The sequence below is a fragment of the Burkholderia territorii genome (assembly GCF_001718335.1).
GTDB lineage: Bacteria > Pseudomonadota > Gammaproteobacteria > Burkholderiales > Burkholderiaceae > Burkholderia > Burkholderia territorii.
Window position 1 is genome coordinate 1465643 of record NZ_CP013366.1, and the last position, 14105, is coordinate 1479747.

General features: G+C 67.7%; 12 protein-coding genes. 7 read left to right on the forward strand and 5 right to left on the reverse strand.

Annotation, left to right across the window (positions count from 1 at the left end; translation table 11 throughout):
* Positions 1 to 73 precede the first annotated feature (73 nt).
* Positions 74 to 820: a glucose 1-dehydrogenase gene (locus WS51_RS17335; RefSeq protein ID WP_059448265.1), complete on the forward strand. Its 747-nt coding sequence runs from the start codon at positions 74 to 76 to the stop codon at positions 818 to 820.
* Between the two features lie 20 nt (positions 821 to 840).
* Here WS51_RS17335 and WS51_RS17340 read toward each other — a convergent pair whose 3' ends face one another.
* The 5 genes from WS51_RS17340 to WS51_RS17360 all read right to left on the reverse strand — a co-directional run bounded on the left by WS51_RS17340 (position 841) and on the right by WS51_RS17360 (position 7156).
* Entirely contained in the window at positions 841 to 1329 is a 489-nt protein-coding gene (locus WS51_RS17340; RefSeq protein ID WP_060023005.1) for a heme-degrading domain-containing protein, read from the reverse strand.
* An 86-nt stretch (positions 1330 to 1415) separates the two neighbouring features.
* Complete coding sequence (gene iolB, locus WS51_RS17345; RefSeq protein WP_059503033.1) at positions 1416 to 2234, reverse strand: 5-deoxy-glucuronate isomerase; 819 nt, start codon at positions 2232 to 2234, stop codon at positions 1416 to 1418.
* A gap of 42 nt (positions 2235 to 2276) precedes the next feature.
* Complete coding sequence (gene iolE, locus WS51_RS17350) at positions 2277 to 3206, reverse strand: myo-inosose-2 dehydratase (protein ID WP_059448268.1); 930 nt, start codon at positions 3204 to 3206, stop codon at positions 2277 to 2279.
* A gap of 61 nt (positions 3207 to 3267) precedes the next feature.
* Complete coding sequence (gene iolD, locus WS51_RS17355) at positions 3268 to 5151, reverse strand: 3D-(3,5/4)-trihydroxycyclohexane-1,2-dione acylhydrolase (decyclizing) (protein ID WP_069229517.1); 1884 nt, start codon at positions 5149 to 5151, stop codon at positions 3268 to 3270.
* 46 nt (positions 5152 to 5197) lie between these two features.
* Complete coding sequence (locus WS51_RS17360) at positions 5198 to 7156, reverse strand: bifunctional 5-dehydro-2-deoxygluconokinase/5-dehydro-2-deoxyphosphogluconate aldolase (RefSeq protein ID WP_059503036.1); 1959 nt, start codon at positions 7154 to 7156, stop codon at positions 5198 to 5200.
* Positions 7157 to 7461: 305 nt separating this feature from the next.
* On the opposite strand from WS51_RS17360, the gene WS51_RS17365 reads away from it, so the two are divergent.
* The 6 genes from WS51_RS17365 (at position 7462) to WS51_RS17390 (ending at position 14094) form a co-directional block, all read left to right on the forward strand.
* Entirely contained in the window at positions 7462 to 8388 is a 927-nt protein-coding gene (locus WS51_RS17365) for a sugar ABC transporter substrate-binding protein (RefSeq protein ID WP_059448307.1), read from the forward strand.
* A 68-nt stretch (positions 8389 to 8456) separates the two neighbouring features.
* Positions 8457 to 10031 carry a sugar ABC transporter ATP-binding protein gene (locus tag WS51_RS17370; RefSeq protein WP_059545137.1) on the forward strand — a complete coding sequence of 525 codons (1575 nt, stop codon included), beginning with the start codon at positions 8457 to 8459 and terminating at the stop codon, positions 10029 to 10031.
* A 27-nt stretch (positions 10032 to 10058) separates the two neighbouring features.
* A complete protein-coding gene (locus tag WS51_RS17375; RefSeq protein ID WP_059448272.1) occupies positions 10059 to 11084 on the forward strand; it encodes an ABC transporter permease in 1026 nt (341 codons plus the stop codon).
* Between the two features lie 37 nt (positions 11085 to 11121).
* On the forward strand, positions 11122 to 12036 hold the full coding sequence (locus WS51_RS17380) for a sugar phosphate isomerase/epimerase family protein (RefSeq protein ID WP_059448273.1): 915 nt from the start codon (positions 11122 to 11124) through the stop codon (positions 12034 to 12036).
* Between the two features lie 58 nt (positions 12037 to 12094).
* Positions 12095 to 13108, forward strand: a complete 1014-nt coding sequence (gene iolG / locus WS51_RS17385; RefSeq protein WP_059448274.1) for a bifunctional inositol 2-dehydrogenase/D-chiro-inositol 1-dehydrogenase — start codon at positions 12095 to 12097, stop codon at positions 13106 to 13108.
* A 59-nt stretch (positions 13109 to 13167) separates the two neighbouring features.
* Entirely contained in the window at positions 13168 to 14094 is a 927-nt protein-coding gene (locus WS51_RS17390; protein WP_069229518.1) for a TIM barrel protein, read from the forward strand.
* The last annotated feature ends 11 nt before the right edge of the window (positions 14095 to 14105 follow it).

Consider the following 14105-nt stretch of genomic DNA (forward strand, 5'->3'; position numbering starts at 1 on the left):
AAGGCCGGTGTGCGCCGCGACAGGCGAGACCGGCACCCATCCATCGAAGGTCATCCGACTGAGGAATGAAATCATGAGCAAGCTGGCAGGCAAGGTAGCGATCGTCACGGGCGGGTCCAAGGGCATCGGCGCCGCGATCGCAAGGGCGCTGGCCGCCGAAGGCGCGTCGGTCGTGGTCAACTATGCGAGCAGCAAGGCAGGCGCCGACGCGGTCGTGAACGCGATCGTCGAGGCAGGCGGCCGCGCGGTCGCGGTCGGCGGCGACGTGTCGAAGGCAGCGGACGCCCAGCGCATCGTCGACACCGCGATCGACACCTATGGCCGTCTCGACGTGCTGGTCAACAATTCCGGCGTGTACGAATTCGCGCCGATCGAGGCGATCACCGAAGAGCACTACCGCCGGCAGTTCGACACGAACGTGTTCGGCGTGCTGCTGACGACGCAGGCTGCCGTCAAGCATCTCGGCGAAGGCGCGAGCATCATCAACATCAGCTCGGTGGTGACGAGCATCACGCCGCCCGCGAGCGCCGTGTACAGCGGCACCAAGGGCGCCGTCGACGCGATCACCGGCGTGCTCGCGCTGGAGCTCGGCCCGCGCAAGATCCGCGTGAATGCGATCAACCCGGGGATGATCGTGACCGAAGGCACGCACAGCGCCGGCATCATCGGTTCGGATCTCGAGAAGCAGGTGCGCAGCGAGACGCCGCTCGGCCGACTCGGCGAGCCGGACGACATCGCGTCGGTCGCCGTGTTCCTCGCGTCGGACGACTCGCGCTGGCTGACCGGCGAGCGCCTCGTCGCGAGCGGCGGGCTGCACTGATCGCACGCGCCGGCGCGCGGTTACGCGCTCATCGCGAGCGCGTGCGCGCCGACATGCCAGCGCAGGCTTTCGACGACGAGCGCGTGATCGCGCGCGTCGTCGAGCCCGGCGACCGTCATCGCGCCGACGAAACCGCCTCCGGCGAGCCGCAACGGCACGCTGCCGCCATCGAGCGCATAGTCGGCGTCCGACAATCCCTGCGACTGCAACGACCAGCCGGCGCGGCGAAAGCGCGCGCCGACCTCGAGCGAACTGACACCGAACCGGAACACCGTGTTCTGCCGGCGGCGGATCGCGTCGCTGTCGTTCGCGCGGCTGCCGTCCAGCGCGCAATAGAACAGCGGTGCGGTCTCGCCGACGATGCCGACCGCGATCGGCAGCCCGCGGCGCGACGCGAGATTGACCGCGATGTCGCCGAGCCGGCGCGCGACGTCGGCATCGAAGTGCGGCAGCATCGGCATCGACGCGGTGTCGCCGAAGGGCGGGAAGTGCGGGAAGGTGGTCGCCATGGCAGCTCCGTGTCGTCCCAGGTCCGGTTCGTGCGCGCGTGCACTGCGTCGCGCGTCCGCCGTCGATCGTTCAGCGCATCGACGCATCAGCGCCCGGGTGCCGCGTCGAGCATCCACTCGTGCGCGGGGTCGTTCTTGAACGCCCATGCGCGGCTCGGCCCGGCCATCACGTTCAGGTAATACAGGTTGTAGCCATGCGGCGCGACCACCGGGTGATAACCGCGCGGCACCATCACCACGTCGTGGTTCTCGACCGCGCACGCCTCGTCGAGGCTGCGGTCGTCCGTATAGACGCGCTGGAACGCGAAGCCCTGCGGCGGATCGATCCGGTGGTAATAGGTTTCCTCGAGCGACGTTTCGTCCGGCGCCGCGTCGCGATCGTGCTTGTGCGGCGGATAGCTGCTCGAATGGCTCGCGGGCGTGATCACTTCGACGACCAGCAACCGGTCGGCGGCCGGGTTGTCGCCCATCAGGATGTCGCACACGTAACGCGTGTTGGTGCCTTGCCCGCGCACCGTGCGCCGCATCCGTTCGCCGTCGAGGCGCTGCACGCGCTTGTCGCCGCTCGCGTAAGGCGCGGTGCACAGCGCGACTTCCGCATCGCGCGTCGCCACCAGCGTGACGGTCTTGCCGCCCGGCACGTACAGCGCGTCCGGCGATACTTCCTCGAACACGCTGTCGCGCTTGCCGAGCGCATCGTAGGTTTCGCCGTCGACTTGTGCGCGCAGCGTGCCCGTGAGCACGACGACGCACAATTCGCGCGCGCCGGTATCGAGCGTCTCGGTGTCGCCGGCCTTCAGGCGCAGCGCGCGAAAGCCGACGTGTTTCCAGCCGGCCGACTCGGGCGTCACGTTGCAGATTTCGCGGTCGGCGGATGCCTTGACCAGCAGGGGAGAAATCGCCATGGAACGGAGCTCCGCAATAAGGTGATCAACTGGGGGCAGGGCTTACGCGCTCAACCGGTCGACGATCGCGCGCAGCGATTCGTAGCCCTTCTTCGCATATTGATAGCTCGGCGCGACGGCCGGATCCTGCTCGGCCTCGACCACGAGCCAGCCTTCGTAGCCGGCGTCCTTCAGCGTGCGCAGCGTCGCTTCGTAATCGAGCGCGCCGTCGCCCGGCACCGTGAACGTGCCGTTGATGACGGCATTCAGGAAGCTCCAGCCGCCGTTGCGCGCCTGCGTGACGACTTGCGGGCGCACGTCCTTGCAGTGCACGTGCACGATGCGCGACACATGTTTCTTCAGTAGTGCCACCGGATCGGCGGCGCCGCCGAAATATGCGTGGCCCGTGTCGAACAGCAGGAACACCTTGGCCGGATCGGTCAGCGCCATCAGGCGATCGACGTCGGCGGGCGATTCGACGTATGCGCCCATGTGGTGATGGTAGGCGAGCTTGATTCCGTAGGTCTCGAGCAGGTGCGCGCCGAACGCGTCGAGGCGTGCCGCATAGCGTCGCCAGGCTTCGTCGTCGACGAAACGCGGACGCTTCGCGACCGGCGTGTCGATGCTGCCCTGGATCGTACCCGCGCATTCGCCATACACCACGACCTTCACGTCGTTGAACTGCAGCTTCGTCATGTGCGCGCGACAACGCTCGATTTCGGCGGCGAGCGCGTCGGCATCGCTCATGCCCGGTTCGACTTCCGCAAGGAAGCCCGAATACCAGCCCGACACGCACACGAGCCCGAATTCGGCGAGCTTCGCCTTAAGCTCGGGGCCTGTCTTCGGAAACTTGTTGCCGAGCTCGAAGCCCGCATAGCCGATTTCGGCGCCTTCCTTCAGTGCCGTCTCGAGCGGCGTCTCGCCGCCGAGCGACGGCAGGTCGTCGTTCATCCACGACAGGGGATTGATACCGATGCGAACGTTCCAGCTCATGACTTGCTTCCTTGGTTCGAATGTTGTTGTCGCGGGGCAAAGGAGTGAAACCGAAAGCGTGTCAGTGCCGCTGCCGCGTCTTCGCGTCGAGATACGCGCGATGCGCCGCTTCGACGCCGGCGCGCGCGGACACCTGCGGCACCGCGACTTCCCACCATGCGCCGCCATCGGCGGTCGTGCGCTCGTGCGTCGTGTCGATCACGATGACCTGGCTCGTCTTCGCCGCACGCGCACGCGTCATTTCGCGGCGCAGCTCGCCGACGTCGCGAACGTGCACGGCTTCGGCGCCCATCGCGCGCGCATGCATCGCGAAGTCGATCGTCGAGCGTTCGCCGCCCTCGGGCACGCAGTCGTCGAGCATGTTGTTGAAGCTTGCGCCGCCGCAGTTCAGTTGCAGCCGCTCGATGCAGCCGTAGCCGCGGTTGTCGAGGATCACGACGATGATCTTGCGGCCGAGCATCACGGAGGTCGCCAGTTCGGCGTTGAGCATCATGTAGGAGCCGTCGCCGACGATCACGATCACTTCGCGCTCGGGCCGCGCGAGCTTCGCGCCGAGCCCGCCCGCGACCTCGTAGCCCATGCACGAGTACGCGTAATCCATGTGATAGTTGCCGGGCACGCCGCTGCGCCACAGCTTGTGCAGTTCGGCCGGCAGCGTGCCGGCCGCGCACACGACGAGATCGTCGCGCGCGCTGTCGCGCCCCGCGTCGGCGGCCGAGTCGCGCACCGCGCCGATGACTTCCGCGTCGTACGGCAGCGTGTCCTTCGGCACGCGCGTGGTCAGCTCGGTCACGCGCGCATTCCACGCGGCGGCCTGGTCGCGGTTCGCGGCGGTCCACGCCGCATCCGCGTGCCAGCCCGCGAGCGCGGCCGACAGCTGGCCGAGGCCGGTGCGTGCGTCGGCGATCAATTGCCTGCCGCGTTTCTTGCCCGCGTCGAACGGCTGCACGTTCAGGCTCAGCAGCGTCGCGTTGCCGAACAGCGCATGCGAGCCGGTCGTGAAGTCCTGCAGGCGGGTGCCGACCGCGAACACGACGTCGGCCTGCGCGGCCGCGCGATTCGCGGCGGGCGAGCCCGTCACGCCGATCGAGCCCAGGTTCAGCGGATGGTCCCACGCGAGGCTGCCCTTGCCGGCCTGCGATTCGGCTACCGGCACGCCGTGCGTGTCGGCGAACGTGCGCAGCGCGTCCCATGCCTGGCTGTACAGCACACCGCCGCCGGCGACGATCAGCGGCTTTTTCGCGGCCTTCAGCACGTCGAGCGCATCCGCGAGCTCGAGCGCGTCGGCGGGCGGCCGGCGCATCCGGATCACCGGCGGCGCGAAGAAGTCCTCGGGCCAGTCGTATGCGAAGGTCTGCACGTCCTGCGGCAGCGCGAGACACACCGGCCCGCACTGCGCGGGATCGGTCATCACCTGGATCGCGCGCGGCAGCGCGACGAGCAGCTGTTCCGGCGACGTGATCCGGTCGAAGTAGCGCGTCACGGGCCGGAAGCAGTCGTTCGCGCTGACGTCGCCCTGCTCGAAATCCTCCACCTGCTGCAGCACGGGATCGGGCAGCCGCGACACGAACACGTCGCCGGGCAGCAGCAACAGCGGCAGCCGGCCGACGTGCGCGAGCGCGGCGGAGGTCAGCATGTTGGTCGCGCCCGGGCCGATGCTCGACGTCGCGGCCATCATCCGCTGGCGGAAGTTCGCTTTAGCGAATGCGACGGCCGCATTCGCCATGCCTTGCTCGTTGTGCGCGCGGAACGTCGGCAGTCGGTCCTTTTCGGCGTGCAGCGCCTCGCCGAGCCCGGCCACGTTGCCGTGCCCGAAGATCGCGAACACGCCGCCGCAGTACGGCAGGATTTCGATGCGGCCGTCCGGCTGGACGACTTCGGCGCGCAGGGCGGCCAGGTAGCGCACGAGCGCCTGGCTGACGGTCAGTCTCACGGTGGTGGTCATCGTCTGTCGATCAAGAGGAGTCGGATGGTCGTCACGGGCATGCGCGTCAGGCTGCTGCCGCGGCGCGCGCGGCGGCACGGCGGCCGAGCCATGCGTCGACCAGCTGCGCGAAATTGCCGGCCACTTCGTCGATCAGCGCCTGGTCGTCGATGCGGCCGGCGAGCCAGTGCAGCGACGCGTCGGCCCACAGCGTGCGGCCGACCATGAAGCCCTTGACGATCGGATTGGTCGCCGAGCGGAAGCTGTCGACGAGATACTGCAGCGGCTGGTTCAGCCCGAGGATCACCGCGCCGCGGCAGTACGGGTCGCGCTCGGCAACGAGCGTTTCGAGCCGCGCCCAGCCGTCCGCGCTCATCGGCGCGAGCTTCCACCATTCGGGCATCACGCCGAGGTTGTAGAAGCGCGCGACCGTGCGCAGCACCGCGTCGTCCTCGGTGCCGGCCGGCGTGACGGCACGCGGCGGAATGATTTCCAGCAGCAGCTCGTTGCCGCTCGCGCGCGTGGCTTCCCACAGCTCCAGCACGCGCTGCTCCTGCGCGACGCGCAGGTCGACGTCGTCGTCGGGGTGGTAGTGGACGAGGCACTTCACGACCTGCTCGGTCGGCCAGTGCGTGAGCGACGAGCCGACCGAGCGCGTGTCGTCGAAGCACAGCGGCCGCGAGCCGGGCAGCTCGACCGGGCGGCCGACCCACCAGCCGCGGCCGGTGGCCGACGCGAGCGCGTCGCGGCCATACGCGCCGCCGTCGATCAGCACGCCGACATGGCCTTCGATGTGGCGATCGCGTTCGACCTGTTCGGCCGCGCGCACGAGCAGGCGCTTGAGCGTCTTGATGCGCGCTTCGTCCGCGCCGGCCTGCACCGCGAGTTCGTAGAACTGGCTGCGATGGTCGAATGCCATCACGCACAGGTCGTCCCATTCGCGGCGCGGCACCGTCACGCGATGCAGGTGCGCGAGCGTGCGATCGGCGTCCACCTGCGGATTGCGGCTGCCGCCGAACCAGTGCGCGAGCTCGGCCGGCGTCGGCATCGCGGCCGAACACGCATGGCGCGACACGACGATCGCGCCGCATGCGTTCGCGATGCGGGTCGATTCCGCCCAGTCGCGCCCGCGCAGCAGCCCGGACAGCAGGCCCGACAGGAATGCGTCGCCCGCGCCGAGCACGTTCAGGACTTCGACGCGTTCGCCGTGGAAGGCCGGCGCATCCTCGATGCGCGCGGGGACGTCGCCCTCGATCACGCAGCAGCCGAGCGCACCGCGCTTGACCACCAGCGCCGCGCCGCTCACGCGACGCACGGCCTGCAGCGACGCGATCAGGTCGTGCGGCACGCCGCCCGCGATCAGGAATTCCTCCTCGGTGCCGACCAGCAGGTCGAACTCGCCGAGCACCTGCTGCAGCTGCCGCGTGACCTGCGCGTCGGGCACGTAGCGGTTCTCGCCCGCGCCGCGCGCGGTCAGCCCCCAGAGCACCGGCCGGTAGTCGATGTCGAGGATCCGCACGACGCCGTGGCGGCGCGCATAGCCGAGCGCGGTGAGCGACGCCTCGCGGGTGCCGGGCGTCGACAGATGCGTGCCGGTGATCGCGAGCGCGCGGCAGCCGGCGATGAAGTCCTCGCGTATTTCGTCGGCACGCACGGCCATGTCTGCGCAGTTCTCGCGCACGAACAGCAGCGGGAACGTGTCGCGATCCTTCAGGCCGAGCAGCACCAGCGCGGTCAGCCGTTCCGGATCCGTCTGCAACTGGCTCGTGTCGCAGCCTTCGCGCTCGAGCGTCTCGCGCACGAAGCGGCCCATCTGCTCGTCGCCGACGCGCGAGATCATCGCGGTCTTCAACCCGAGGCGGGCGACGCCGAACGCGACGTTGCCCGACGAACCGCCGAGATACATCTGGAAGCTGCGCGCATCTTCCAGGCGGCTGCCGTACTGCTGCGCGTAAAGATCCACGGCGACGCGGCCGAGGCAGGCGAGATCGATGGGGCGGTCAGTCGGAAAGTTCAACGGGCTCATATCACGTATCACGCTCGCGGCCGGCGCTCGACCTTGCCGGCAGATTGGGGACCGATCCCGGACGACGATGCGTCACATCCGCGGCGCGACACGAGTGCGCCTGCCGCGAGGAATCGGGCTACGGAACGGAGTCTAGACTTTTTGGAAATCCAGTTCCCTAGGTGAAATCACGTAGAAATAAATTTCCAAAATTTCGAGGAAGTGATCTACAGTTTCATCCGGATGCTTCAGTCCGTTATCGGACTCGGCCCGGCGGCGCGCAACGCGCCGTTTTCCGCCCCCGGAGATGAGGAGACAGAGTGATCATGAAGACCAAGCTGATGGCCGCCGCGGCCGCCGCGATCCTGGCCATGCCGCTCGCGCATGCCGAGAAGATCGGCGTGACGATGGCATCGTTCGACGACACGTTCCTGACGATCCTGCGCAACAGCATCGGCGATGCGGCGAAGAAGGACGGCGCGACCGTGCAGATCGAGGACGGCGGCAACGACGTCGGCAAGCAGTTGAGCCAGGTCCAGAACATGATCGCGCAGAAGGTCGACGCGATCATCGTGAACGCGGTCGACACCGACGCGACGCCGAAGATCACCAAGATGGTGACCGCCGCGAAGATTCCGCTCGTCTATGTGAACCGCAAGCCGGTCGATTTCGACAAGCTGCCGGCCGGCGTCGCGGTGGTCGCGTCCGACGAGAAGCAGTCGGGCACGCTGCAGGCGCGCCAGGTCTGCAAGCTGCTCGGCGGCAAGGGCGACATCCTGGTGCTGATGGGCGAGCTGTCCAACGAGTCGGCGCGCGCGCGCACCAAGGACATCGAGGACGTGATCGCGACCAAGGACTGCTCGGGCATGAAGATCGTCGACAAGCGCGAAGGCAAGTGGAGCCGCACGCAGGGCCAGGACATCACGATGAACTGGCTCAGTTCCGGCACGAAGTTCGATGCGATCGTCTCGAACAACGACGAGATGGCGATCGGCGCGATCAACGCGCTGAAGGCGGCGCGCAAGCTGACGCCGAAGACGATCGTCGCGGGCATCGATGCGACGCCGGACGGGCTCGCGGCGATGAAGAGCGGCGAGCTGAAGGTGTCCGTGTACCAGAACGCGGCCGGGCAGGGCGCGCAGGCCGTCGCGACCGCGCTGAAGCTCGCGAAGAAGCAGCCGGTGGAGCGCTACGTGAACGTGCCGTTCGAGCTCGTCACGCCGGAGAACATGAGCCAGTACGCGAAGCACTGACCGGCTTTTCCGCTGAACTGCGCGAGCCCGGCGCGCCCGGGTTCGCGTGTGACTTTCGAGGAACGTCCATGTATACAGCCAGGATGGCGCGCCCGATGGCCGGCGAAAGCGGGCCGGCCGCCTCGCTCGGCGCACCGGGTTCGTCCGGTGTACCCGTCGACGATTGCCTGCTCGAGGTGCGCGGCGTCGGCAAGTCGTTTCCCGGCGTCGTCGCGCTCGACGGCGTGCAGTTTCGCGTGCGCCGCGGCACCGTGCACGCGCTGATGGGCGAGAACGGCGCCGGCAAGTCGACGCTGATGAAGATCATCGCAGGCGTCTACACGCCCGACCAGGGCGAGATCCTGATCAACGGCGAGCCGGTCGTGCTCAACGGCCCGCTCGACGCGCTCGATCGCGGGATCGCGATGATCCACCAGGAACTCAACCTGATGCCGTACATGACGGTCGCGGAGAACATCTGGATCCGCCGCGAACCGAAGAACCGCTTCGGCCTGATCGATCACGCCGAGCTGCGCCGCCGCACAGCCGCGCTGTTCGAGCGGCTGTCGATCGACATCGACCCCGAGGCCGACGTGCGCACGCTGACGGTCGCGAGCCGCCAGATGGTCGAGATCGCGAAGGCGGTGTCGTTCGACTCGGACGTGCTGATCATGGACGAGCCGACCTCGGCGCTGACCGACAAGGAGGTCACGCACCTGTTCCGGATCATTCGCCAGTTGCGCGAGCAGGGCAAGGGCATCGTCTACATCACGCACAAGATGAACGAGCTGTTCGAGATCGCCGACGAGTTCTCGGTGTTTCGCGACGGCAAGTACATCGGCACGCACGCGTCGACCGACGTCACGCGCGACGACATCATCCGGATGATGGTCGGCCGCGAGATCACGCAGATGTTCCCCAAGGAGGAGGTGCCGATCGGCGACGTCGTGCTGGCCGTGAAGAACCTCGGCGTCGACGGCGTGTTCCGCGACGTCAGCTTCGAGTTGCGCGCGGGCGAAATTCTCGGTGTCGCGGGCCTCGTCGGCTCGGGGCGCTCGAACGTCGCGGAGGCGCTGTTCGGCGTCGTGCCGGCGACGACGGGCGAGATCCTGATCGACGGCAAGCCGGTGCGCATTTCCACGCCCGCGCAGGCGATGAAGCACGGGATGGCGTTCCTCACCGAGGACCGCAAGGACACCGGATGCTTCCTGAATCTCGACCTGCTCGCGAACATGGAAGCCGCGGTGCTCAGCAATCGCTACGTGAAGTTCAATTTCGTGCGGCAGGCGCAGTTGAAGCGCGACTGCGAGGAAATGAGCCGGATGTTGCGCGTGAAAACGCCCGGGCTGCACGAGGAAATCCAGAACCTGTCGGGCGGCAACCAGCAGAAGGTGCTGATCGGCCGATGGTTGCTGACGCAACCGCGCATCCTGATCCTCGACGAGCCGACGCGCGGGATCGACGTCGGCGCGAAGGCCGAGATTCACCGGCTCGTCAGCGCGCTCGCCGGCAAGGGCGTCGCGGTGCTGATGATTTCGTCGGAAATGCCGGAAGTGCTCGGCATGAGCGACCGCGTGATGGTGATGCACGAAGGCCGGATGACCGGCATCGTCGAGCGCAAGGACGCCGACCAGGTCCGCATCATGGACCTGGCTTCGCGCTGAGCCGCAACAAGCATGGAGACAACTGAAATGGGCAACCTGAATCCCGTCGCGGACGCGCAGTCCATGACGATCAAGACGCGGCATGCGAAGTGGCCGCCCGAACTGAGCATCTTCATGGTGCTGGTGGGCATCAGCCTGTTCTTCGAGGTGATCGGCTGGCTTGTCGTCGGCCAGAGCTTTTTGTTCAACGCCGAGCGGCTCGAGATCATCGTGTTGCAGATGGCCGTGATCGGCATCATCGCGGTCGGCGTGAACCTCGTGATCATCACCAGCGGGATCGACCTGTCGTCGGGATCGGTCGTCGCTGCGGCGGCCGTCGTGTCGGCCAGCCTCGCGCAGGTATCCGATTTTCCGCGCGCGGTGTTCCCGCACCTGACCGACCTGCCGGTCATCTGGCCGGTGCTGGCGGGCGTGTGCGTCGGGCTGCTGGTCGGCCTGCTGAACGGCTCGCTGATCGCGCTGACGGGCATCCCGCCGTTCATCGCGACGCTCGGCACGATGGTTGCCGCGCGCGGCTTCGCGAAGTGGTTCACCAACGGGATGCCGGTGTCGATGCTGACCGACCAGTTCGCGGCGATCGGCGCGGGGGCGAACCCGGTGATCATCTTCGTCGTGGTGGCCGCGATCTTCCACGTCGTGCTGCGCTACACGCGCTTCGGCAAGTACACGTATGCGATCGGCGCGAACCGCCACGCGGCGATCGTGTCGGGCATCAACGTGACGCGCCACCTGGTGTTCGTCTATGCGATCGCGGGCCTGCTGAGCGGGATCGCCGGCACCGTGACGGCCGCGCGCGCGATCTCCGGCCAGTCGGGCATGGGCGTGATGTACGAGCTCGACGCGATCGCGGCCGTCGTGATCGGCGGCACGTCGCTGTCGGGCGGCCTCGGGCGCGTGACGGGCACCGTGATCGGTGTGCTGATCCTCGGCGTGATGACATCGGGCTTCACGTTCATCCGGATCGACGCGTATTACCAGGAGATGGTCAAGGGCGCGATCATCGTCGCGGCCGTGATCGCCGACCAGTACCGCAACAAGAAGTCCCGCCGCTGACCTGCGACGATCGAATACGGAACCGACCGGGAAGAAGATGAAAATTGCTCTGGATCCCTACATGATTCGCCACCTGCCGCTCGATCGGCTGCCGCACGCGGTTGCCGAACTCGGCTACGACCAGATCGAGCTGTCGCCGCGCAGCGACTTTCTCGACTGGTGGGTGATGCCGCGCGCGACGCGCGAGCGCATGGCCGCGTTCCGGCAAGCGCTGCGTGCGAGCGGAGTCGGCCTCGCGTCGCTGCAGCCGATGTACCGCTGGGCCAGCCCGTTCGAGGACGAGCGCCAATGGGCGGTGCGCTGCTGGAAGAAGGCGATCGAGGTCGCGCTCGAGATGGAGTGCGCGCTGATGGTGTCCGAGTTCGGGCGCGGCGCGTCGCCGGAGCGCTCGGTCGGCGAGCGGCCGGGCGCGAATCCGAAGGAACTGTGCGAAGCCGCATGGTTTCGTTCGATGGACGAGCTGCTGCCGATCCTCGAGCGCGAACGTATCGTGCTGTCGGTCGAGCCGCATCCGGAGGACTGGATCGAGCAGCTGCAGCCGGCGATCGACATCGTCACGAACATCGGCTCGCCTTCGCTGAAGCTGTCGTACATCGCGCCGCACACGTTCTATTACGGCGACGACATGGCCGCGATGATCGCGCAGGCCGCGCCGATCCTCGCGCACGTGCGCGTGGCCGACACTTTCGATCACCGCAAGAGCAGCCAGTTGCGCTACATCGTGAACCCGCCCGGCTCGAACCAGATTCGAGTACACCAGCATCTCGACATCGGGCAGGGCGAGATCGACTGGGACATCTTTTTTCGCGCGCTCGGCGATGCCGGCTTCGACGGCGTGATGTCGTCGTGCGTGTTCGCGTGGGAGGACCGCGCGGAGGCGTCGTCGCGCTACATGCGCGACACGATCCGGCGCTACGTCGATCGCCATTTCGCACACGCGGCGGCGCGCTGACTCATGAACGAACGGCACGGGCCGTGCCGTTGATGAACGACAGACTGGAGATATCCGGATGACCTTGCAAATCGGCGTGATCGGCTGCGGCGCGATCGGCCAGGACCATATCCGCAGGCTCACGCGCACGCTGTCCGGCGCGCGCGTGGTGGCCGTCAACGACATCGATCCGCAGCAGGCGCGCGATGCGGTGACGAAGTACGGGCTCGATGCGGAAATCTACGGCGACGGCCACGAAGTCGTCGCGGCCGCCGACGTCGAGGCCGTGCTCGTCACGTCCTGGGGGCCGACACACGAAGCGTTCGTGCTCGACGCGATCGCGCACGGCAAGCCGGTGTTCTGCGAGAAGCCGCTCGCGGTGACGGCCGACGGCTGCATGCGGATCGTCGAGGCCGAGGTCGCGCACGGCCGCCGGCTCGTGCAGGTCGGCTTCATGCGGCCATACGACGAAGGCTATCGCGCGCTCAAGCGCGTGATCGACAGCGGCGAGATCGGCGCGCCGCTGATGCTGCATTGCGCGCACCGCAATCAATCCGTCGGCGAGCGCTACACGACCGACATGGCGATCACCGACACGCTGATCCACGAGCTCGACGTGCTGCGCTGGCTGCTCGGCGAGGACTATGCGAGCGCGCAGGTCGTCTATCCGAAGAAGACGCGCCACGCGAGCGCGCATCTCGCCGATCCGCAGATCGTGCTGCTCGAAACCGCGAGCGGCGTGCGCATCGACGTCGAGATCTTCGTCAATTGCCAGTACGGCTACGACATCCAGTGCGAAGTCGTCGGCGAGAACGGCATCGCGAAGCTGCCCGATCCGCCGGCTGTCGGGCTCAAGCATGCGGCGCGCCAATCGGTCGAGATCATGACCGACTGGAAGGAGCGCTTCATCGCGTCGTACGACGTCGAGCTGCAGGCATTCATCGACGGCGTGCGGCACGGCGCACTGACGGGCCCGTCCGCGTGGGACGGTTATGCGGCGGCGGTCGCGGCCGACGCTTGCGTGCGTGCCCAAAAAAGCGGGGCGGTCGAGCCGATCGCAATGGCCGAACGCCCGGCGTTCTATCGCGCCTGACCCGTGGCCGCGTCGCCACGCACGCGGCGACGCGCCGTTTTTCCACCGGAGCGACCGACATGACGATGAAGATCGGCTGCGCGCCCTGCTGCTGGGGCGTCGACGACGTGAACAACCCGCACCTGCCGCCGTGGCGGCACGTGCTTGCCGAGGCCGCGCAGGCCGGCTACTCGGGCATCGAGCTCGGGCCATACGGCTATATCCCGCTCGAGCTCGACGTGGTGAGCGCCGAGCTCGACCGGCAGCGCCTGAGCATCACCGCCGGCACGATCTTCGACGACCTGGTGTCGCCGGAGAACCTGCCGAACCTGCTGCGCCAGACGCGCGAGATCTGTGCGCTGATCTCGCGGCTGCCGACGCTGCCGACCCAACCCGGCCAGCGCTACGCGGCGCCGTATCTGGTCGTAATCGACTGGGGGCACGAGGAGCGCGACTACGCGGCCGGCCATGCCGATCGCGCGCCGCGGCTGTCCGCGGAGCGCTGGGCGTGCATGGTCGACCATATCCGTAGGATCGCGACCGTCGCGCGCGACGAATTCGGCGTGCGCGCGGTGATTCATCCGCACGCGGGCGGCTACATCGAGTTCGCGGACGAGATCGACCGGATCGTCGTGGACATCGCGGCCGACACCGCCGGCTTGTGTCTCGATACCGGCCACCTGTACTACTCGGGCATGGATCCCGAGACGTGGTTGCGCCGTCATGCGGCGCGGCTCGACTACGTGCATTTCAAGGATATCGACGCGGCCGTCTACGACGCGGTGATGGGCGAGCACATCGCATTCTTCGCCGCTTGCGCGCGCGGCGTGATGTGCCCGATCGGCAACGGCGTGCTCGACTACCGCGCGATCCGTCGCGCGCTCGACGACATCGGCTATGCGGGCACCATCACGATCGAACAGGAGCGCGACCCGCGCAATGCCGGTACGAGCCTGCGCGACGTCGCGGCGAGCCGCGCGTTTCTCGCATCGGCCGGATTCGCGTGAGCGACGGACGA

Coding starts and splice junctions, on each gene's coding strand:
- WS51_RS17375 (WP_059448272.1), top strand. CDS start 10,059: ATGGGCAACCTGAATCCCGTCGCGGACGCGCAGTCCATGACGATCAAG.
- WS51_RS17370 (WP_059545137.1), top strand. CDS start 8,457: ATGTATACAGCCAGGATGGCGCGCCCGATGGCCGGCGAAAGCGGGCCG.
- WS51_RS17365 (WP_059448307.1), top strand. CDS start 7,462: ATGAAGACCAAGCTGATGGCCGCCGCGGCCGCCGCGATCCTGGCCATG.
- iolE (WP_059448268.1), bottom strand. CDS start 3,206: ATGAGCTGGAACGTTCGCATCGGTATCAATCCCCTGTCGTGGATGAAC.
- WS51_RS17380 (WP_059448273.1), top strand. CDS start 11,122: ATGAAAATTGCTCTGGATCCCTACATGATTCGCCACCTGCCGCTCGAT.
- iolD (WP_069229517.1), bottom strand. CDS start 5,151: ATGACCACCACCGTGAGACTGACCGTCAGCCAGGCGCTCGTGCGCTAC.
- iolG (WP_059448274.1), top strand. CDS start 12,095: ATGACCTTGCAAATCGGCGTGATCGGCTGCGGCGCGATCGGCCAGGAC.
- WS51_RS17390 (WP_069229518.1), top strand. CDS start 13,168: ATGACGATGAAGATCGGCTGCGCGCCCTGCTGCTGGGGCGTCGACGAC.
- iolB (WP_059503033.1), bottom strand. CDS start 2,234: ATGGCGATTTCTCCCCTGCTGGTCAAGGCATCCGCCGACCGCGAAATC.
- WS51_RS17335 (WP_059448265.1), top strand. CDS start 74: ATGAGCAAGCTGGCAGGCAAGGTAGCGATCGTCACGGGCGGGTCCAAG.
- WS51_RS17340 (WP_060023005.1), bottom strand. CDS start 1,329: ATGGCGACCACCTTCCCGCACTTCCCGCCCTTCGGCGACACCGCGTCG.
- WS51_RS17360 (WP_059503036.1), bottom strand. CDS start 7,156: ATGAGCCCGTTGAACTTTCCGACTGACCGCCCCATCGATCTCGCCTGC.